Source organism: Brevundimonas sp. KH_058 (genome assembly GCF_057838505.1).
This window is the reverse complement of sequence record NZ_CM174469.1, coordinates 2,938,473-2,956,774: the sequence shown is the minus strand read 5'-3', so window position 1 is coordinate 2,956,774 and position 18,302 is coordinate 2,938,473. Positions and strand designations below refer to the sequence as shown.

At 66.9% G+C, this 18,302-nt stretch carries 17 protein-coding genes, 1 tRNA gene and 2 pseudogenes; 5 read left to right on the top strand and 15 right to left on the bottom strand.

All coding sequences use genetic code 11. The features are described from left to right. Positions 1–218 precede the first annotated feature (218 nt). From AC3ISA_RS14655 to AC3ISA_RS14640, 4 genes are all read right to left on the bottom strand, one after another. Positions 219–2,084, bottom strand: a complete 1,866-nt coding sequence (locus tag AC3ISA_RS14655) for a copper resistance system multicopper oxidase (RefSeq protein WP_489178447.1) — start codon at positions 2,082–2,084, stop codon at positions 219–221. Positions 2,085–2,219: 135 nt separating this feature from the next. Then, positions 2,220–2,699, bottom strand: a complete 480-nt coding sequence (locus AC3ISA_RS14650; protein ID WP_489178446.1) for a DUF305 domain-containing protein — start codon at positions 2,697–2,699, stop codon at positions 2,220–2,222. Positions 2,700–2,747: 48 nt separating this feature from the next. After that, entirely contained in the window at positions 2,748–3,428 is a 681-nt protein-coding gene (locus tag AC3ISA_RS14645; RefSeq protein WP_489178445.1) for a DUF305 domain-containing protein, read from the bottom strand. 280 nt (positions 3,429–3,708) lie between these two features. Further along, positions 3,709–6,063, bottom strand: coding sequence for a heavy metal translocating P-type ATPase (locus AC3ISA_RS14640; protein ID WP_489178444.1), 2,355 nt, complete (start codon positions 6,061–6,063; stop codon positions 3,709–3,711). Positions 6,064–6,164: 101 nt separating this feature from the next. On the opposite strand from AC3ISA_RS14640, the gene AC3ISA_RS14635 reads away from it, so the two are divergent. From AC3ISA_RS14635 to AC3ISA_RS14625, 3 genes and pseudogenes are all read left to right on the top strand, one after another. Continuing rightward, positions 6,165–6,440, top strand: coding sequence for a metal-sensitive transcriptional regulator (locus AC3ISA_RS14635; RefSeq protein WP_489178443.1), 276 nt, complete (start codon positions 6,165–6,167; stop codon positions 6,438–6,440). A 179-nt stretch (positions 6,441–6,619) separates the two neighbouring features. After that, entirely contained in the window at positions 6,620–7,744 is a 1,125-nt protein-coding gene (locus tag AC3ISA_RS14630; RefSeq protein ID WP_489178442.1) for an acyltransferase family protein, read from the top strand. Between the two features lie 187 nt (positions 7,745–7,931). Next, positions 7,932–8,306: pseudogene (locus AC3ISA_RS14625) on the top strand (hypothetical protein); the annotation flags it as partial. Between the two features lie 531 nt (positions 8,307–8,837). On the opposite strand, the pseudogene AC3ISA_RS14620 reads toward AC3ISA_RS14625, so the two are convergent. Both AC3ISA_RS14620 and AC3ISA_RS14615 read right to left on the bottom strand, forming a co-directional pair. After that, a pseudogene (locus AC3ISA_RS14620) lies at positions 8,838–9,452 on the bottom strand (TolC family protein); the annotation flags it as partial. 60 nt (positions 9,453–9,512) lie between these two features. Then, a complete protein-coding gene (locus AC3ISA_RS14615) occupies positions 9,513–9,911 on the bottom strand; it encodes a hypothetical protein (protein ID WP_489178441.1) in 399 nt (132 codons plus the stop codon). Between the two features lie 309 nt (positions 9,912–10,220). Between AC3ISA_RS14615 and AC3ISA_RS14610 the strand changes: the two genes are divergently transcribed. Continuing rightward, the gene (locus AC3ISA_RS14610; RefSeq protein WP_489178440.1) at positions 10,221–10,427 is read left to right on the top strand and encodes a hypothetical protein; all 207 of its coding nucleotides are present in this window, start codon (positions 10,221–10,223) and stop codon (positions 10,425–10,427) included. A gap of 167 nt (positions 10,428–10,594) precedes the next feature. Here AC3ISA_RS14610 and AC3ISA_RS14605 read toward each other — a convergent pair. The 7 genes from AC3ISA_RS14605 to AC3ISA_RS14575 all read right to left on the bottom strand — a co-directional run bounded on the left by AC3ISA_RS14605 (position 10,595) and on the right by AC3ISA_RS14575 (position 14,747). After that, positions 10,595–10,671: transfer RNA gene (locus tag AC3ISA_RS14605), tRNA-Pro, on the bottom strand. A gap of 41 nt (positions 10,672–10,712) precedes the next feature. After that, on the bottom strand, positions 10,713–11,138 hold the full coding sequence (locus AC3ISA_RS14600) for a MerR family transcriptional regulator (RefSeq protein ID WP_489178439.1): 426 nt from the start codon (positions 11,136–11,138) through the stop codon (positions 10,713–10,715). Positions 11,139–11,143: 5 nt separating this feature from the next. Further along, positions 11,144–11,452, bottom strand: coding sequence for an integration host factor subunit alpha (locus AC3ISA_RS14595; RefSeq protein ID WP_135196090.1), 309 nt, complete (start codon positions 11,450–11,452; stop codon positions 11,144–11,146). Positions 11,453–11,541: 89 nt separating this feature from the next. Then, positions 11,542–12,519 (bottom strand): beta-ketoacyl-ACP synthase III, encoded by a 978-nt coding sequence (locus AC3ISA_RS14590; protein ID WP_489178438.1) that lies wholly within the window; start codon positions 12,517–12,519, stop codon positions 11,542–11,544. Further along, complete coding sequence (gene plsX / locus AC3ISA_RS14585; RefSeq protein WP_489178437.1) at positions 12,516–13,592, bottom strand: phosphate acyltransferase PlsX; 1,077 nt, start codon at positions 13,590–13,592, stop codon at positions 12,516–12,518. The genes AC3ISA_RS14590 and plsX overlap by 4 nt, the downstream gene beginning before the upstream one ends. 106 nt (positions 13,593–13,698) lie before the next feature. Continuing rightward, entirely contained in the window at positions 13,699–14,217 is a 519-nt protein-coding gene (locus AC3ISA_RS14580) for a YceD family protein (RefSeq protein ID WP_489178436.1), read from the bottom strand. A gap of 5 nt (positions 14,218–14,222) precedes the next feature. Beyond that, a complete protein-coding gene (locus AC3ISA_RS14575; protein WP_489180119.1) occupies positions 14,223–14,747 on the bottom strand; it encodes a ubiquinol-cytochrome C chaperone family protein in 525 nt (174 codons plus the stop codon). Positions 14,748–14,838: 91 nt separating this feature from the next. On the opposite strand from AC3ISA_RS14575, the gene AC3ISA_RS14570 reads away from it, so the two are divergent. Beyond that, on the top strand, positions 14,839–15,318 hold the full coding sequence (locus AC3ISA_RS14570) for an outer membrane protein assembly factor BamE (protein ID WP_372692012.1): 480 nt from the start codon (positions 14,839–14,841) through the stop codon (positions 15,316–15,318). Between the two features lie 201 nt (positions 15,319–15,519). Here the strand turns inward: AC3ISA_RS14570 and AC3ISA_RS14565 are convergent, their stop codons facing one another. Both AC3ISA_RS14565 and AC3ISA_RS14560 read right to left on the bottom strand, forming a co-directional pair. After that, positions 15,520–17,667 carry a sodium-translocating pyrophosphatase gene (locus tag AC3ISA_RS14565; protein WP_489178435.1) on the bottom strand — a complete coding sequence of 716 codons (2,148 nt, stop codon included), beginning with the start codon at positions 17,665–17,667 and terminating at the stop codon, positions 15,520–15,522. 175 nt (positions 17,668–17,842) lie between these two features. Further along, positions 17,843–18,277, bottom strand: coding sequence for a hypothetical protein (locus AC3ISA_RS14560; protein WP_489178434.1), 435 nt, complete (start codon positions 18,275–18,277; stop codon positions 17,843–17,845). Between the last annotated feature and the right edge of the window lie 25 nt (positions 18,278–18,302).

The window sequence follows — 18,302 nt, the reverse complement described above, 5'->3', positions numbered from 1 at the left end:
ACGGACGGGCACCGCGCCCGTCGGGCAAGTTGGCGCTCCGGGCATGCCTATCCGGGATGCATCCGCGGTGGGGGAGCCGCGCGCGACGCAACCCTCCGGAAGCGCCTGGCGAACAGGCGCGGGCATGGCATGCCCGGCGTGGCTCTGCGCCAGCGCCGGTGTCCCCGCCGCCGCGGAAGCCGCTGCGAGGATCAGGGGAAGGATAAAGACCGACGTCTTCACGATGCGGCTCCTTCCATCGGACGGACCGTGACGACGTTGAACATCCCGGCATGCATGTGCAGCAACAGGTGACAGTGGAAGGCCCAGTCGCCCGGATTGTCCGCGGTCAGGTCGAAGCTGACCTTGCCGCCCGGCGGAACGTTGACGGTGTGCTTGAGCGGCTGATGACCGGCCGGGCCGCCGGTGACCAGCTCGAAGAAATGGCCGTGCAGGTGGATCGGGTGCGCCATCATGGAATCGTTGACCAGGGTCACGCGCACCCGCTCGTCCCGCTCGAACCGGATCGGCTCGACCAGCTCGCTGAATTTGCGGCCGTCGAAGCCCCACATGAACCGCTCCATGTTGCCGGTCAGGTGAATCTCCATCGTCCGGGACGGGGGACGCTGATCCTTGTTGGGCGCGAGCGACACCAGGTCCGTGTAGACGAGGACGCGATGCGGCACGTCCTGCAAGCCGATCGGCCGCTCGCCCATGCGATTGGCCGGCGCCATCGCGATGGCGTCGACGCCCACTCCCACCGCCATGTCGGGCGGGGCGTTCTCCGGATCGCGCATGTTCATGCCGGACATAGAGCCGTGGTCCATTCCGGACATCGTCCCGGCGGGGGCCTGTGGGGCCATGGCTCCGTGATCCATGCCCGCCATGGCCGCGCCGGGCGCGCCCGTCATGGCCCCGTGGTCCATTCCGGCCATCGCTCCGCCCGACTGGGCTCCCATGGCCCCGTGATCCATTCCGCTCATGCCGCCCATGTCCCCCATGCCCATGTCCTTCATGGTCAGGTTGGGCACCTCGCGCAGCGGCGGAACCTCGGCGGTCATGCCCAGACGCGGCGCCAGGGTGGCGCGGCCCATGCCCGAGCGGTCGATGGCTTCGGACACGATGGTGTAGGCGCGGTCCTCGGTCGGCCGCACGATGACGTCATAGGTCTCGGCGGCGGCGATCTGGAACTCGTCGATCTCGACCGGACGCACGTTCTCGCCGTCGGCCTGGACCACCGTCATGGGCAGGCCGGGGATGCGGACGTTGAAGATCGACATGGCCGAGGCGTTGATGATGCGCAGCCGCACCCGCTCGCCGGGCCGGAACAGGCCGGTCCAGTTTTCTTGCGGCCCGTGGCCGTTGATCAGATAGGTGTAGGTCGAGCCGTTGACGTCGAGGATGTCGCGCGGATCCATCCGCATCTCGCCCCACATCCGGCGCTCCTCCAGGCTCATCCGGTCGCTGCCGTCGAGCAGGCCGGCCAGGGTGGTGCGCTGGCGGTTGAAGTAGCCCGGGCTCTTCTTGAGCTTCTCGAAGATTTCGTGGGGGTGCATGAAGCTCCAGTCCGACAGGACCAACACATGCTCGCGGTCATAGGCGACCGGATCCGCTCCGGCCGGATCGATGACGATGGGCCCGTAGTGGCCCAGCGCCTCCTGCAACCCCGAGTGGCTGTGGTACCAGAAGGTGCCCGACTGCCGGACCGGGAACTCGTAGACGAAGGTCTCGCGCGGGCGGATGCCCGGAAAGCTGATGCCGGGCACGCCGTCCATCTGGAAGGGCAGCAGAATCCCGTGCCAGTGGATCGAGGTGTCCTCGTCGAGCTGGTTCGTCACGGCGAGGCGGACGTTCTGGCCTTCGCGCAGCCGCAGGACCGGAGCCGGAAGCACGCCGTTGATCGTCGTCGCCATGGCGGTGCGCCCATTCACGGTGAAGGGCGTCTGGCCGACCGTCAGATCGATGTTCGGGCCGGTGAGGGTCGGCAGGTCCGCCCGCAGCCCTGGAGACCCCGTCTGGGCCCAGGCGGGCATCAAGCCCTGCAAGGCCGCAAGACCGCCTGCGGCGACGGCGCCGCGCAGCAGCACTCGACGATCCAGATTCATGGGATACTCCTGAAAGTCATGATCGCGCCTCCCGAGGCGCGATCTATAGGGTTTTACGCAAGCGGCGCGGCCCGCCCTCGCGACACGCTGCCGCAGAGCCGACCGCGCCGGCGGCCCTCGCGGCCGCCCGCCGGACTACCGCCGCGCCAGAAGGGCCTTCATCTGGGCGATCTCCCGCTCCTGGGAGCTGACGATCTCCTCGCACAGACCGAGCACCTCGGGATCCTTCAACTCCGCTTCGTTGCACATCAGGATGGCGCCGGAGTGGTGCGGTATCATCGAACGCAGGAATTCCGCATCCCCGACCGCCGCCTGGGTCCGCATGCCCCAGAAGCTGACCGCGAACACCAGGGCGGCGGCCCCGCCGATCAGCAGATTGGTCCGTTTCGACGGATACATCGAGCGCATGAACACCAGCATCAGGATCGCCATGGGCGAGACCATCATCAGGGTCATGTAGACGTTGTTGAGATTGAAGTAGAAATGATCGAGGGACGCGATCATCGTGTACATCACCAGGTACATGATGATGAAATCCAGGACGAGCTCGATCGCGAATGATCGATAGCTGCCCTTCATGGCCTGCATGTGATTCATGCCCGTCATCTTTTCCATGTCCCTGCCCCTATTTCAGTCAAACGCGCTCCGCCCGTGAGATCCGCGTCAGGACCCGCCGACCGGGTGGGCCGCGAGCCAGGCGCGCATCTCGGCGATGTCGGCGGTCTGCATCTCGATCGTTTTCTGCGCCATGCGCCGGATGCCGGCGTCCTGGCTTTCGCGCAGCGCCACCTGGGACATCTCGAGCGCGCCCTGGTGGTGAGCGATCATTTTGCTGGCCCACATCCGGTCGGTGTTCGCCCCGGTCGCCGACATCATGGCGTCCTTCATCTTCGTTTCGGCCGGCGCGAAGGGCGGTTCCCCGCCCCCGCCCGGCGCGGCCGCGCCGGCGGCGGCCCCGACCCGCGTCTCGAGCCAGCGCCGCAGCTCGGCGATGTCCGTGGTCTGCATTTCGACGGTCTTCTGGGCCATCCGGCGAATGTCGGCGTCCTGGGTGTCCCGCAGCACGATCTGGGACATGTCGAGCGCGCCTTGGTGATGCGGGATCATCTTGCGCGCCCAGGTTTCGCCCGCATCGGCTCCCGTCGCCGCCATCATGGCCTCGTGCATCTTGGTTTCGGCCGCGGAGAACGGCGTCTGCGCCATCGCCATGGGCTCCGGAGCGTGCGCGGACTCTTCGGCCTTGGACGTTGCGGGAGGCTCGGCCGCGGGGCTGCACGCCGTCAGGACGAGCGCGGAACAGCCGGCGAGCAGGAGGGACGAGCGCGTGACGATCGGGTTGAACATCGGGGATCTCCGCTTGGGACGGTCGCCAGCCAGATCGCCAGGCGGCCAGAGAGTGAGAAGACGCCGGCGACGCTGCGACGGGGGCGGGCGTTTGCGCTCGCCCCGACGCCTGTCCACGCCGGACATCGACGCCAGCGTAATCCGGCCCCGCAGCCACGGTTCCGCCTTGATCAAATATACCCGAACGCCGTCGGCCAAAGCGAGGGATTGACCGCCGGGATGCGTATCGGCGCCGACGGCGGTCCTGGTTTTCCCGCGCTTCAGGCGCGCCAGACGCCGGTCAGAGCCGGACGGCCCGAAGCCGAAGCGCGTTGGCGATGACGCTGACCGAGGACAGGGCCATCGCCAAGGCCGCCAGGGCGGGCGACAAGAGAAGGCCGAAGATCGGATACAGCAGCCCCGCCGCGATCGGAATGCCGAGGGTGTTGTAGCCGAAGGCGAAGACGAGATTCTGGCGGATGTTGCTCATCACCGCCTTCGACAGCTTGCGCGCCCGCACGATGCCCTGGAGGTCGCCCCCCAGCAGGGTGACGCCGGCGCTCTCGATGGCCACGTCCGACCCGGCGCCCAGGGCGACCCCGACATCGGCGGCGGCCAGGGCCGGGGCGTCGTTCACCCCGTCGCCGGCCATGGCCACGACCCGGCCCTCGGCGCGCAGACGCTGGACCACGGACGCCTTGTCCTGCGGCAGGACCTCGGCCTGGACGTCGTCGATGCCCAGGCGGCGCGCGACCGCCTCGGCCGTCGTGCGGTTGTCGCCCGTCATCATCACCAGGCGCAGCCCCGCCGCCTTCAGATCGCGGATGGCCGCCGCGGTCGTCGCCTTGACCGGATCGGCGATGCCCAGAACGCCGGCCACGGCTCCGTCCACGGCCACGAAGATGGCGGTGGCCCCGTCCTGACGAAGCGCCTCGGCCTCGGCCTCGAGCGCCGCGACATCGACGCCGATTTCCTTGAGGTAGCGGCCGTTGCCGAGCGCCACGCGGCGGCCGTCGACCACCCCGGTGACGCCACGTCCGACCGGGCTGTCGAACTCCGACGCCTCCGACAGGACCAGTTTCCGGTCCGTCGCCGCGCGGACGACGGCGTCGGCCAGCGGATGTTCGCTGCCCCGCTCAAGACTGGCGGACAGTCTCAGAAGCTCGGCCTCGTCGAATCCGGCGGCGGGCCGGATGGCCGTCACCGACGGCCGCCCCTCTGTCAAGGTGCCGGTCTTGTCGAGCACCAGGGTGTCGACTTTTTCGAAACGCTCCAGCGCCTCGGCGTTCTTGATCAGCACCCCGGCGTGGGCGCCGCGCCCCACCCCGACCATGATCGAGATCGGCGTGGCCAGGCCCAACGCGCAGGGACAGGCGATGATCAGCACCGAGACCGCGGCGACAAGGGCGTAGGACAGGCGCGGTTCGGGACCGACAAGGCCCCAGACGACGGCGGCGACCACGGCGATGCCGATGACGGCCGGGACGAACCAGCCCGACACCTTGTCGGCCAGCCTCTGGATCGGCGCGCGGCTGCGCTGGGCCTGGGCCACCATCTGGACGATCTGGGCCAGCAGGGTGTCGGCGCCCACCTTGTCGGCCCGCATCACGAACGATCCGGTCTTGTTGAGCGATCCGGCGACGACCCTGTCGCCGACGTCCTTGGTCACCGGCATGGATTCCCCGGTGACGAGCGACTCGTCGATGGTCACCCGGCCGTCCAGGATCTCGCCGTCGACCGCCACCTTCTCGCCGGGCCGGACGCGCAGCCGGTCCCCGACGGCGACCAGGTCGAGCGTGACGTCCTCGTCGCCGCCGTCGTCGCGCACCCGCCGCGCGGTCTTGGGCGTCAGATCCAGCAGCGCCCGGATCGCCCCGGAGGTCTGTTCGCGCGCGCGCAGCTCCAGGATCTGGCCTACCAGAACCAACACGGTGATGACGGCCGCCGCTTCGAAATAGACCGGCGCGCTGCCATCCATCCGCCGCACCGCCGCCGGGAACAGAGCCGGCGCCAAGACCGCGACCACGCTGTAGATCCAGGCCGCGCCGACGCCGATGGCGATCAGGGTGAACATGTTGAGGCTGCGGTTGCGGAGGGAAGCCCAGCCCCGCTGGAAGAACTGCCAGCCGGCCCACAGCACCACCGGCGTGGCCAGGGCGAACTGGATCCAATTCGAGGTCTGGCCCGGTATCCGCATCGCCAGCCCGGTCAGGTGACCGCCCATCTCCAGCGCGAACACCGGCACGGTCAGCACCAGGCCGACCCAGAAGCGGCGCGTGAAGTCGATCAGCTCGTGGTTGACCGGCGCCTCGGCGGTGACCGTCTCCGGCTCCAGCGCCATGCCGCAGATCGGACAGGAGCCGGGCCCTTCCTGGCGCACCTCCGGATGCATCGGGCAGGTGTAGATCGCGCCCGGGACGACGGGAGCGGGTTGCGGCTTGTCCCCCAGGTAGCGGTCCGGATCGGCGACGAATTTCGTCCGGCAGCCCGCCGAACAGAAGAAATAATCCTGTCCCTCGTGGGCGGCACGGTGGGTCGCGGTCGCCGGATCCACCGTCATGCCGCAGACCGGATCGACAGCCGTCGCCGCGCTGTCGGCCGGCTTGGTCGAACAGCAGCTGTGACCGGCCGGATGCGAATGGGCGGGCGTGGACATGGCGGGCTCCTTGAAACGGCTGGACGCCAAATATACCCTATGGGGGTATCGCGCAAGATACCGTCTTGGGGTATAGGCGAACGGTCAGAACGAGGAATTGGATGCAGACGGACACGAAGCCCAAGGTGTTGAACCGCCTGAACCGGATCGAAGGACAGGTGCGCGGCATCGCCCGGATGGTCGAGGAGGATCGGTACTGCGTCGAGGTCCTGACCCAGCTCCAGGCGGTGCGGGCGGCCCTGCTGCGCGTCGAGAGCGAGGTCCTGAAGGACCACCTCGACCACTGCGTCATGGGGGCGATGACGGGCGACGACCTCGCCGACCGCAAGGCCAAGGCGAGCGAACTGATCGAGCTTCTCGGCCGCGCCTCGCGCTGACACGGGACGGCTCCCCCGACGTCCCCGTCGGAACGGTTCGGCGGGTCGCCGACGATATCGGCACCGGCGGCCCGGCGGCGCCGACCCCCGCAGCCGTCCGCATGAGGGATGTCCGCATCCGGTGCGTAACCCCAATTAGGCGGACCGTCCTGTCCCGCCTGCCTTGGGGGGCATCGCTCATGACGTCCGTGCCGCCGACCCGCGACGGCTATCCCGCCGAGCTGAGGGCCCTGACCAGTCTGCGGGCCTTTTTGGCGGTGGGGGTGGTGCTGTTCCACTACCAGCTCCAGTGGGATCCGGCCCTGGGGTTCAGTCCGATCATCGAGCGCAGCCGGCTGGCGGTGGACGCCTTCTTCATGCTGTCGGGTTTCATTCTGGCCCACGTCTACGGCCCGGCCTTCGCCGCCGGGACCTTCAGCTACAGGCGCTTCATCGTGGCCCGCCTGGCGCGACTCTACCCCCTCCATCTGACTGTGCTGGCCGGGGTGCTGATCATGGTCCTGGGCGCGACCGCGGCGGGGGTCCGGTTCGACACCGACAGCTATCCGCCGCTCGCCTTCTTCCAGACCCTGTTCCTCGTCCAGGCCTGGTTTCCGACGGACGCGGACCTCAACTGGAGCGGGCCGAGCTGGTCCCTGTCGGCGGAGTGGTTCGCCTATCTGCTGTTCCCCGCCTACGCATGGCTGGCCTTGCGATTCCGGGGCCGCCCCTGGATGCTGCTGGCGATCGGGGCCGCAAGTTTCGTCGTGATCGACGCCCTTTATGTCCAGGCGTTCGGCAAGGTCCTGCCGCGGGCCGAGGATTCGCTCGGCATCCTCCGGATCGCCCCGGAATTCCTGATCGGCATGGCGCTCTACACCCTGGGCCATCACTGGCGCTGGAGCCGGCCCGTCGCCGCGGCGGCGGCCCTGTTCACCACCCTCCTCCTGCTCGGCGCGATGCAGCTGGCGCTGGACGACCGCATCATCGTCGCCCTCTGCGCTCCCGTGATTCTGACCTGGTCCCTGCTCGCGCGCGCGAACTGCGAGGGGCCTCTCGCCGCCCCGGCCCTGGTCTTCGCCGGCGAGGCGTCCTTCGCCCTCTATCTCGTGCACATGCCCGTCATCGTTGCCTTCAAGGGCGTCGTTGCTGAACTGCGCGGCGTCGACAGCGCCTTCCGCATCACGCCGGTCGAACTGACGGGGTTGTTCGTCGCCACGGCGCTGATCGCGGCCGCCCTGCATCTGTTCGTCGAGAAACCCGGCCGAACCTGGATCCGACGCCGGTTCGAAAGCCGGCGGGCCGAGCCCGCTCCGCCAATCTGACCCCGCGCCGCGAGACGTCCGTTCCTGCGGCCGTGGCGTCCCTCGATCCCGGCCGGGAGACGCCGCGCCGGTCACTCCGCGGCGCCCCGCAGACACCCGCATCACCGATCTATTTGAGAATGATAGTGAGATTGACTCGCAAGAGAGCCTGTGGTCAGACCGCCGCTGTCATTCGCCTGCCCTTGAAGTGCTCCATGTCCCCTCGTCTCCTCGCCACCGCCGCCCTCCTGCCGCTGCTGCTGGCCGCCGTTCCCGCAAGGCCCAGGAAGCCGCGGCCCGGGACGCCACGATCCTGGACGAGGTCGTCGTCACCGCTTCGCGGATCGAGACCCCGCGCTCGGCGATCGCCGCCACGGTCGAGATCATCGACGCCGAGGCCATCACCCAGCAGACGGCCTTGGCCGCCTCGGCCGTCGATACGGTGGCGGCCCTGGTGCCCTCCTTCTCGCCGACGCGGCAGAAGCTGTCGGGCTTCGGCGAGACCCTGCGCGGGCGCTCGCCGCTGTATCTGGTGGACGGGGTGCCGCAGTCCACGCCGCTGCGCGACGACAGCCGCGACGGCTACACCATCGACCCCTTCTTCATCGACCGGGTCGAGGTCATCTTCGGCTCCAACGCCATTCAGGGGCAGGGTTTCGTCCTGGATCCGACGCGCCTCCAGCGCACGCGACGCCAGCAGGACCTGATGGCGGGCGATGTCCCGCTCCCGCTCTTGGCGAGCCGCGGCCAGATCGCCCTCGGCGGCCAGGCCCTCAGCGCGGGCGCGGTCGATCGCCCCCTCGTTTCGATCGTAGCGACCGAGCGGAATGGAGCCGCCGACGACCAAGCCGACGGCGCCGTCGTCCCAGAGGCTGCGGACCCCGACGCTGACGGTGGCGTCGGGCGTCGCCCGCGCCTGTTCGACCCGCACCCGGGCGCCCGCGATCTCACGTTGCGCCACGAAGATCGTCAGGTCCGCCTCGGCGACATCGCCCGCCACTGCACGCGATGCGCTCGTGTCGGTGAAATCGGTCGACTCCAGCGTGAAGTCCGCGGCGCCGGTCCAGAACCGCGACAGGGTGGCGCGGGTCAACCGCGCATTGATCCCGGCTTGATCGAAATCGATCTGGGCCTGGGCGAGTTCAGCCTCGGCGCGCGCGCCGGCGAACAGAGGGTCGCGCGCCATGTCGACGCGGCGCTGGACCTCGGACTGGAAACGGTCGGCCAGTTCGAGGCGCTCAGCCGCGATCTCGAGTTCGGCCTGGGCGGCGAGCGCTTCGGCCCAGGCGCGTTGGACCATCTCCAGACGATCGAGGCGCCGGACCAGCGCCTCGGCCTGGACGACCGCGGCTTCGGCGCGGGCGAGCGAGACGCGGGCAGGCCGGTCGCCGCCGCGCTCGAGCCGCTGCTCATAGGTGAGCGTGGCTTCCGTTCGGTCGGCGATCCCGCCGCCCCCGAAGCTCGGAAGGTTCTCCACCATCAGCCCCAAAGTCGGATTGGGGCGAACCTCCGCTTGGCGGACGCCGGCCTCCCCTGCCCTCAACCGGGCCTCGGTCGCGGGCGCCGCGGGATCAGCGGCAGCCGATCGCGCTAGGGCGTCAGCCAGGGTCAGTCGTGCAGGGGCTACGGCCTCCTGAGCGAGGACGGGCGTAAGCGGGGCGGCCGCCAGTGAGAGCGCCAGCGTCGAAACGACGGCCAGACGCGCCCACGATCCGGCGGGGCCGGTCATGTGCTTCTTCAAGGAAGTCTCCGAAAAACAGTGCGCGCGCGACCGGAGGGTCGCGACGGATCAGGCGATCGTGCGCAGCTGTTTGGGAGGGTGTTCCGGACCGTCGCCGATCAGCCCTTCAGGCAACTGGTTGACGCGCAGGAAAGCAGATCCACCACGCGCCTCGGTCAGGCGGGGCAGGTCGCCGGCTTGGCTGGGGAGCGCAGCCTGAGTGTCGCCGCCGCCATGGTGATGGTGACCGGCTGGGAGTGAGCCGGGGGGCTCGGCTGCATTTCCCGAGGCAACCTCAATGTCAGTGGCCGGGCCGTGTGAAGCAGCGTGATCGTGTCCGATCGACTCCGCCTGCTCGACCGCCGCGTGTGACGCCTCGTGGCGCAGATCCGACAGGCCATGCGTCATCATCACCCCGAAAACGGCGACACAGACGAGGGCGCAGAGGGTCGGAATCAGTTTGTTCAAAGAGAGCCTCACCCGCCGATATCGCGCTTGACAGCAAACTGCAACGCGACATGGGGACAAGTCGCGCGCCTTGGCTCTCCGGCTACGGTGGTGCCCTTGCGGGTTGATGACGAGAGGGTTGGGGTCGGATGGGCGGTTAGGTGTCGTTTCCAAGAAGGTTGTTCACCCGTTGTCACGGGAGATGCCTTTGATGCCGCAGGGCGTCAGCAGCGCCCTCAATCCGAGAGCGATCCCAGTGATCGAACCTGACGGCGGAGTGCCGGGATCGACCACTCGTGTGAATTTGGTCATTGGGTTATGACCCGCCGCATGACCAGGAACGCAGGCACCGCCGCCGTTTCCGACGGGTCGCCCATGCGGCACAGCACCGTCGAGGCCCCCATCGCCAGCGATGCCTTCGTCGCCGAAGACCTCGTGCGCCAGCTCGGCCGTGGTCTGGGCATCGGCTTCGTGCCTTGGAGCCCGGCCTTGAGGTCGCCGACGCCCGCGCGACGTTCGCCGTCCGAATCATTTTGATCGAGCCTGCACAGCGGTGCGCGGCCATGAACGCGCTGTCGGACGCCCCGCGCCCCCGTCCAGCACCACGGATAGGGGCCGCTCCCCATATGTGCCCCAATGGCCAATTGCTAAGGGGCCGCCCGAGAGCGACCCCTTAAAATCCGCCATGAAACCAAAAGGTTAGATGGTCGGAGCGACAGGATTCGAACCTGCGACCCCTTGACCCCCAGTCAAGTGCGCTACCAGGCTGCGCCACGCTCCGAAGGCGCTCCCTATAGACGGGGGGATCGTCGTCCGCAAACGCTAAAACGACTTTTCCACCTGCCGTGAAAGAACGGCGTCCAGACGGGCCTTCGCCTGCTCCAGATCAGCCAGAACCTGCTGCAAATCCGAGGTTTCGAGGCGAACGTCGTTGGACGACGCAGGGCTGATCTCCACATCGCCGTCCTCGATCAGGGCGGCGGCTTCGGCCCCGATCAGCTTTTTCAGCCCCTGTTCCTTGTGCAGGCGTTGAACGCCGCGAATCGTCAGGCCGTCATCGTGCAACAGCCGCTTGACCGCCCTGAGGACGGCGATGTCCTGAGGGCGATAGAAGCGTCGCCCGCCTGCGCGTTTGACCGGCGTCACGAAGACGAACTTGGTCTCCCAGAAGCGCAGCACATGCTGGGGCGCGCCGACCTCTTCGGCCGCTTCGGAAATGGTGCGAAAGGCGTCGGCGCTCTTGGCCACGCGCCTCAGTCCTCGACGACGGCGTCGTGAACCCGGCTCTTCATGATCTGCGAGGCGCGGAAGCTGATGACCCGGCGCGGATTAATCGCCGCCGGTTCGCCGGTCTTGGGATTGCGGCCCATGCGGGCGCGTTTCTCGCGGACCTGGAAAACACCAAAGCCGGATAGTTTCACCGTCTCGCCGCGTTCCAGCGATTCGACGATCAGTTCGAGGGTGCGCTCCACCAGGCTGGAGCACTCCTGACGCGACAGGCCGACCTCGTTGTGCACAGCCTCGCACAGGTCAGCGCGCGTCACGGTCTGTTGGCCTGCCATCGTATCCCCGCTCATGCGATCCGCTCGCATTCATAGGGCCGCAAAGGCCCCGAAAAATCAATGCCTATGGCCGATTTAAAGTCGCCGCCTCAAAGCCTCAGGGCGCAGGCGCCCCAGGTCAGGCCGCCTCCCATGGCTTCCAGCAGGACCATGTCGCCCTTCTTGATCCGACCGTCCTGGATCGCGGCGTCCAGCGCCAGGGGAATGGAGGCGGCCGAGGTGTTGGCATGGGTCGCCACGGTCGAGATCACCTTGTTCTCGTCCAGACCCAGCCGGTCGCCGACGCCCTTGATGATGCGCTGATTGGCCTGATGGGGCACGAACCAGTCCACGTCCGCGATCTCGATGTTCGCGGCGGCGCAGGCGGCGGTGATGCCCTCGGCGATGTTCACCACAGCGTGGCGGAAGACCTGATTGCCCGCCATACGCAGATGGCCGACTGTCCCGGTCGTCGCCGGGCCGCCGTCAACATAAAGCAGATCGGTCTTGGAGCCGTCAGCGCGCAACGCAAAGCCCAGCATGCCCTGGTCGTCGGACGTCCCCTGCCCTTCGCGCGGTTCCAGCACCACGGCGCCGGCGCCGTCGCCGAACAGGACGCAGGTGGTCCGGTCGGTCCAGTCCATCAGCTTCGTCATTTCCTCGGCCCCGATCACCAGGGCGCATTTCGACAGACCGCGCGCCACGAAACCGTCGGCGACGCTCAAAGCGTAGACGAAGCCCGAACAGACGGCCTGAATGTCGAAGGCGATACCGACGCCGGCGCCCAACTTGGCCTGAACGATCGCCGCGACAGCCGGGAAGGTCATGTCAGGCGTGGTCGTGGCCACGATGATCAGATCGACATCGGTCGCCGTCTTGCCGGCGTCGGCCAGCGCCTTCTTGGCGGCTTCGACCGCCAGGTCGCTGGTCGGCTGGTCGTCGCGTGCCTTGTGGCGTTGTTTGATGCCGGTGCGCTCCTGGATCCATTCGTCGGACGTATCGACGAACTTGGCCAAGTCAGCGTTGGTGACGATCTGTTCCGGCAGATAGGAACCGACGCCGGTCACGGCGCTGCGGGTGACGCTCACTGAAGGGGTTCTCCCACGGATGCGGCAGGCTTGGCGGCATGATCGAATACAGCGTCCAGCTTGCCCAGATTGTCCCCCACCTTGCTCATATAGTCGCTGCGCGCCAGATCGACAGCGATGCGGATCGCATTGCCAAACCCCTTGGCGTCTGCGCCGCCGTGACTCTTCACGACGATGCCATTTAGGCCCAGCAGAGGCCCGCCGTTGATGGTGCTGGGGTCGATCTTCTGACGCATCTTCTTCAGCGCCGGCATGGCGATCACGGCGCCCAGCTTGGATTGCAGGTTCGAGGTCAGGGCCTCTTTCAACAAGGCAGAGATATAGCGCGCCGTGCCTTCAGCGGTCTTCAGCGCGATATTGCCGGTGAAGCCGTCGGTGACGACCACGTCCACCGTGCCCTTGGCGATGTCGTCGCCCTCGACGAAGCCGTGATAGTTCAGGTCGAACGGGCCGTCGCGCAGGATGGCGTGCGCCTCCTTGACCTGTTCATTGCCCTTCATGTCTTCCGAACCGACGTTCAGCAGGCCGATTGTCGGGCGCGCGATCCCGCGCACCGCGGACTGAAATGCCTCGCCCATGATGGCGAACTCAACCAGTTGTTCGGCGTCGCTGCCGATATTAGCGCCGACGTCCAGAACCGCCGTATGCCCTTTGAAGGTCGGCCAGCTGGCGACGATGGCCGGCCGCTCCAGCCCGGGCGCGGACATGCGCAGAATCAGTTTCGAGATCGCCATCAGGGCGCCGGTGTTGCCGGCCGAGACGACGCCGCCCGCCTGACCCGTCTTAACCGCCTCGATGGCGTTCCACAGACTGGAGCCCTTGCCGCGCCGCATGGCCTGGGCCGGCTTTTCGTCCATGGCCACGACCTTGTCGGTGTGACGGATTTCGCAGGTGTCCGCCGTCAGGCCGCAGCGCGCCAGTTCGGGGGCGATCTTGGCCTCGTCGCCATGCAGCAGAAAGCGAACGCCCTCGCCGTCGTGGGTGCGGATGTAGCTGCGGATGCCGGGAACGACGACGGTTGGCCCGTGATCGCCGCCCATGGCGTCAAGCGAGATCGTAACTGGGGCTGGCAAATGGACCTCGTTTGGCCGCGTCGTCTTGTCGCGCGACGCTGGGCAGTATGCGCTGAACGATAGCGCCGAAGCCGGGGGATGCAACCACCCGGCCCCTGCGTCAACCTCAGCCTTTATCGTCCTGGGATTTAAGCGCCTTCAAGGCGGCGAAGGGTGAAATCTCGCCCGGCTCCTCCGGTTGCACGAATTCCGCGCCGGGCTTGCGCGGGAAAGGTTCCAGCGACAGCAGCAGCTGTTCGACGGCGTACTGACCGAGGTCGATCTTGCCGTCCTCAATCACATCCGCGTCTTCCTCGTCCAGGGTGACCTCGATCTCCTCAGTTTCCTGAGGCTTTGCCTGGACCAACTGGATTGAAAAGCGCCGATCCACATCGACGGGCAGAGGCTCCAGCGTCAGGCCGCAGGACTGAACGGCATGGGCCGTGATACGGCCTTTCAACGTCCACTCGCTGGTGGACGGGGTCGGCTTAACGTCGAAATCCACCACGAAGTCGTCGAGCCCTTGCAGGTCCAGGGCACGGGCGATTCGCTTGCACGTGTCCGCATCCGGTTCGAGCTTCCGGTTCAGTCCGGCCCCGATCTGATTGATCCGCACCGTCTCGCTGTAGGGGAGCGTCACGCTCATCTGTCTCAAACTTCCGCCCAGGCCGGCGTCGCCAGCACCTTGTTGAAATCCTGCGCCGCCAAAGCCGCGCGTGTGGTCAGCGCATAGCGCGCCAGTGTGTCGGCATGAGGCGCCTGCGGATCCGCATAGACATTCTTCGCCATAGCTTCGGCCAAGGCGGCGGCATCGCCGGCACGCAAAGGCTGCTCATAGGCGTTCATCCGGCCATACAGGGCCTCGCCCAGCTTGCGCATCTTCTTGCCCACGGCGACGTCGCCGACGCCTTCCTCGCGCAGGGCGTGATCCAGCGCCGAGACATAGACGTCGAACACTGCCTGGCCCGCATCCTGGCCCTGGGCCGTATTCTCATCGCGTAGCCGCAGCACCAGCAACAGCACATGAAGCGTATAAAGCTCGAATCGGGCGTCGATACGGTCGGCGACCCCCAGCCGCGTGTAGAAGGCCGGATTACGCGCCTGGCTGACGGCCTTGGCGTACAGATCGTCGCCGATTCCGATGCCGGGCCGGGGTTTGAACAGGTTTTTGAGCATGGGTTTCAACGGCCCCTTTTCCGCCGTGCCGTTGAACTAGGACGCAGGTCCGTCTAGGTCAAAGACCTTGTTCTCTCGCAGGCGCCCGACCATGTCCCGTTTCGTCCCGCTTTTCGTCGCTGTTTCGCTGGCTGGCCTGTCCGCCGCCTGTGCTCCGACCATCGGCTCCAACGGCTTCCAGGCTATCGACGCCAAGCCTCAGGACGTGGTCGCCGGCACGGACACCAAGGAAACGGTCCTGGCCAAGCTGGGCTCGCCCTCGACCACCTCGACCTTCGAGCCTGATCAGGTCTGGTACTACATCAGCCAGACGACCGAAAAATACACCTACAACCTGCCCAAGGTCTCGACCCGAACGGTGACCGAGATCACTTTCGTCCCTCAGGGCGATCAGGTCGCGGCGGTCCGCACCCTGGGCCTGACGGACGGCGAGCAGATCGCCATAAACCGCAACCAGACGCCGACGCGCGGTCGTGAGCTGACGGTTCTGGAACAACTGCTCGGCAACGTCGGTCGTGGCCAATTGCCCCGGACAGAACAAAACACGCCTGGCCAACGCCGCCCCGACTAAGGCGGCTCACCGATCTCAACAAAGACGCCCCGGAGATCGCTCTCCGGGGCGTTTTCGTATCGGCGGCCGTTCGACCTAGACCGAAATCGGTTCAGTTGGACGCTGTCCATCTGAACCCAGATTTCGGTCCAGCATGATTCTGGAGCCTGATTCACGGCATCGATGAAATCGCGAAGCGATTCCATCTCGACCGATCAGGCTCTAGCCGATGTTGCCGCTCGCCAGCACCGCCAGCAGAAGCAGGGCGACGATGTTGGTGATCTTGATCATCGGGTTCACCGCAGGACCAGACGTGTCCTTGTAGGGATCGCCGACCGTATCGCCGGTCACGGCCGCCTTGTGGGCTTCCGACCCCTTGCCGTGGACGACGCCGTTCTTGTCGGTGAAGCCTTCCTCGATCACCTTCTTGGCGTTGTCCCAGGCGCCGCCGCCCGAGGTCATTGAGATGGCGACGAACAGGCCGGTGACGATTACCCCCATGAGCATGGCGCCCAAAGAGGCGAAGGCGTTGGCCTTGTCCGAGATCGTCAGGATGGCGACGAACAAGACTATCGGTGACAGAACCGGCAACAGCGACGGCACGATCATCTCGCGAATCGCCGCCTTGGTCAGGATGTCGACCGCCCGCCCGTATTCCGGCTTGACCTCATAGGTCATGATGCCGGGGTTCTCGCGGAACTGGCGCCGCACCTCGGCGACCACGGCCTCAGCCGCACGTCCGACTGCCATCATCGACATGCCTCCGAACAGGAAGGGCAACAGCCCTCCGAACAGCAGGCCGACGACGACGTAGGGGTTGGTCAGGTCGAAGGCGATCGGCCCCATGTTGGCGAAGAAGGGATAGTCCGCCGGATTGGCCGAGAAATACTGCAGGTCCGACGTATAGGCCGCGAACAGCACCAGCGCGCCGAGGCCCGCGGAACCGATGGCGTATCCTTTGGTCACGGCCTTGGTCGTATTGCCCACGGCGTCCAGCGCATCCGTCGAATGCCGAACGTCGCTGGGCAGGCCCGCCATCTCGGCGATGCCGCCGGCGTTGTCCGTCACGGGTCCAAAGGCGTCCAGCGCCACGATCATCCCCGCAACGCCCAGCATGGTCGTGGTGGCGATGGCGATGCCGAACAGGCCCGCCAACTGGAAGCTGGCCACGATGCCGACGATGATGGTCAGCGCCGGGAGCGCCGTGGATTCCAGCGACACCGCCAGTCCCTGGATGACGTTGGTGCCGTGCCCGGACACAGAGGCGTTGGCCACCGACCGCACGGGCCGGAAGTTCGAGCCGGTGTAGTATTCGGTCACCACCACGATGGCCGCCGTCACCGCCAGACCGACCATGCCGGACCAGAACAGCGCCATCGGCTGGATTTCAAGACCGCTTGCCGTCACGATCGGTCCCGTCACCATCTGGTCGATCACCCACCAGACCGCGAAGATGGACAGGACGCCGGTCACGATCAGACCCTGATACAGCGCCCCCATGATGTTCTGGCTCTTGCCCAGCCGCACGAAGAAGCTGCCGACGATGGAGGTGACGATGCACACCGCACAGATCGCCAGCGGCAGGACCATCATCACGTCCACATAGGGTTGCCCCCGGAAGAAGATCGCCGCCAGCACCATGGTCGCGACGGTCGTCACCGCATAGGTCTCGAACAGGTCGGCCGCCATGCCGGCGCAGTCGCCGACATTGTCGCCAACATTGTCCGCGATGGTCGCGGCGTTGCGAGGGTCGTCCTCGGGAATGCCGGCCTCGACCTTGCCCACCATGTCGCCGCCCACGTCGGCGCCCTTGGTGAAGATGCCGCCGCCCAGGCGCGCGAAGATCGAGATCAGCGAGGCGCCAAAGCCAAGCGCCACCAGCCCATCGATCACCTCGCGGCTGGTCGAGGCCAGCCCCAGATGGTGGGTCAGCACGATATAGTAGCCCGACACCCCGATCAGGGCCCCGCCCGCCACGAACATCCCGGTGATGGCGCCCGAGCGGAACGCCAGGTTCAGCCCCTTGGACAGGCTTTCGGACGCCGCCTGGGCCGTCCGTACATTGGCTCGCACCGAGATCAGCATTCCGGCATAACCGGCCGCGCCCGACAGGACGGATCCGATCAGGAAGCCGATGGCGGCGTAAATGCCGATCAGGAAATAGGCGGCGATCAGGATCACGATCCCGACGATGCCGATGGTCAAATATTGCCGCTTCAGATAGGCGGACGCGCCTTCCTGGATCGCGGCGGCGATCTCTCGCATCTTGTCGTTGCCGGTGCTCGCCTTCATCAGCACGGCGGTCTGTAAGGCGCCATACAGCACCGCCAGCACACCGGCCGCGAAGACCAGCGTAAGTGAGTTCGTCATTGGCGTTTCCATGCCCTTGCAAACAGGCGCGCAGGCCTTGGCGCGGTCGGGCATTATCGCCTCTGTCCGCCTTCCGGTCCCCCCGCACGCGGCGAACGCGTCAGTGCGTTCTTTGGGATTTGCCAGGGGAGCGTGTCATGGCCTTACAGGTCGCGCAACCGTGATCGACGAGCACTCAACGCGTGGTCGGCATGCCGGTGCGACGTCTCGGGCTTTGCGACACGACCTCGACGCCGGTGATCGAGCCTCGTCCAGAGATCGTGTTTGCGGCCGACACGACAGCGGCGGACAGCGACTGTTCGTTCAGTCGTGTCCAATCGCCCGCGACGGTGAACGGCGTCCGATGCGCGGCCTTGACCAAGGCGTCACGGAAAAACGCCTCCTTGGGCCGCATCTGCTCGACGGTCTTGCCACGCCCCAGTTGAAGGCGCAGCGCCACGAAGACGTAGTTCCTCAATCGGCCGCCCTCGATCACGGGCAGGCCAAGCCCGGCGATGCTCAGCGCGGCAGGCGCGGCGGGCGCGTTGCTGCTGCTCGATGCGGTTGCGGATGTGGCGGCCGCCCCGGCGAGAGCGGCGGTTCCGGAGGCGATCAGAGAGCGACGGTTCATCCGTCGCTTATGACGCAAGGCCGTT

Coding starts and splice junctions, on each gene's coding strand:
- AC3ISA_RS14575 (WP_489180119.1), bottom strand. CDS start 14,747: ATGCTCAAAAACCTGTTCAAACCCCGGCCCGGCATCGGAATCGGCGAC.
- AC3ISA_RS14655 (WP_489178447.1), bottom strand. CDS start 2,084: ATGAATCTGGATCGTCGAGTGCTGCTGCGCGGCGCCGTCGCCGCAGGC.
- AC3ISA_RS14570 (WP_372692012.1), top strand. CDS start 14,839: ATGTCCCGTTTCGTCCCGCTTTTCGTCGCTGTTTCGCTGGCTGGCCTG.
- AC3ISA_RS14645 (WP_489178445.1), bottom strand. CDS start 3,428: ATGTTCAACCCGATCGTCACGCGCTCGTCCCTCCTGCTCGCCGGCTGT.
- AC3ISA_RS14610 (WP_489178440.1), top strand. CDS start 10,221: ATGACCAGGAACGCAGGCACCGCCGCCGTTTCCGACGGGTCGCCCATG.
- AC3ISA_RS14560 (WP_489178434.1), bottom strand. CDS start 18,277: ATGAACCGTCGCTCTCTGATCGCCTCCGGAACCGCCGCTCTCGCCGGG.
- AC3ISA_RS14635 (WP_489178443.1), top strand. CDS start 6,165: ATGCAGACGGACACGAAGCCCAAGGTGTTGAACCGCCTGAACCGGATC.
- AC3ISA_RS14640 (WP_489178444.1), bottom strand. CDS start 6,063: ATGTCCACGCCCGCCCATTCGCATCCGGCCGGTCACAGCTGCTGTTCG.
- AC3ISA_RS14650 (WP_489178446.1), bottom strand. CDS start 2,699: ATGGAAAAGATGACGGGCATGAATCACATGCAGGCCATGAAGGGCAGC.
- AC3ISA_RS14630 (WP_489178442.1), top strand. CDS start 6,620: ATGACGTCCGTGCCGCCGACCCGCGACGGCTATCCCGCCGAGCTGAGG.
- AC3ISA_RS14595 (WP_135196090.1), bottom strand. CDS start 11,452: ATGGCAGGCCAACAGACCGTGACGCGCGCTGACCTGTGCGAGGCTGTG.
- AC3ISA_RS14580 (WP_489178436.1), bottom strand. CDS start 14,217: ATGAGCGTGACGCTCCCCTACAGCGAGACGGTGCGGATCAATCAGATC.
- AC3ISA_RS14565 (WP_489178435.1), bottom strand. CDS start 17,667: ATGACGAACTCACTTACGCTGGTCTTCGCGGCCGGTGTGCTGGCGGTG.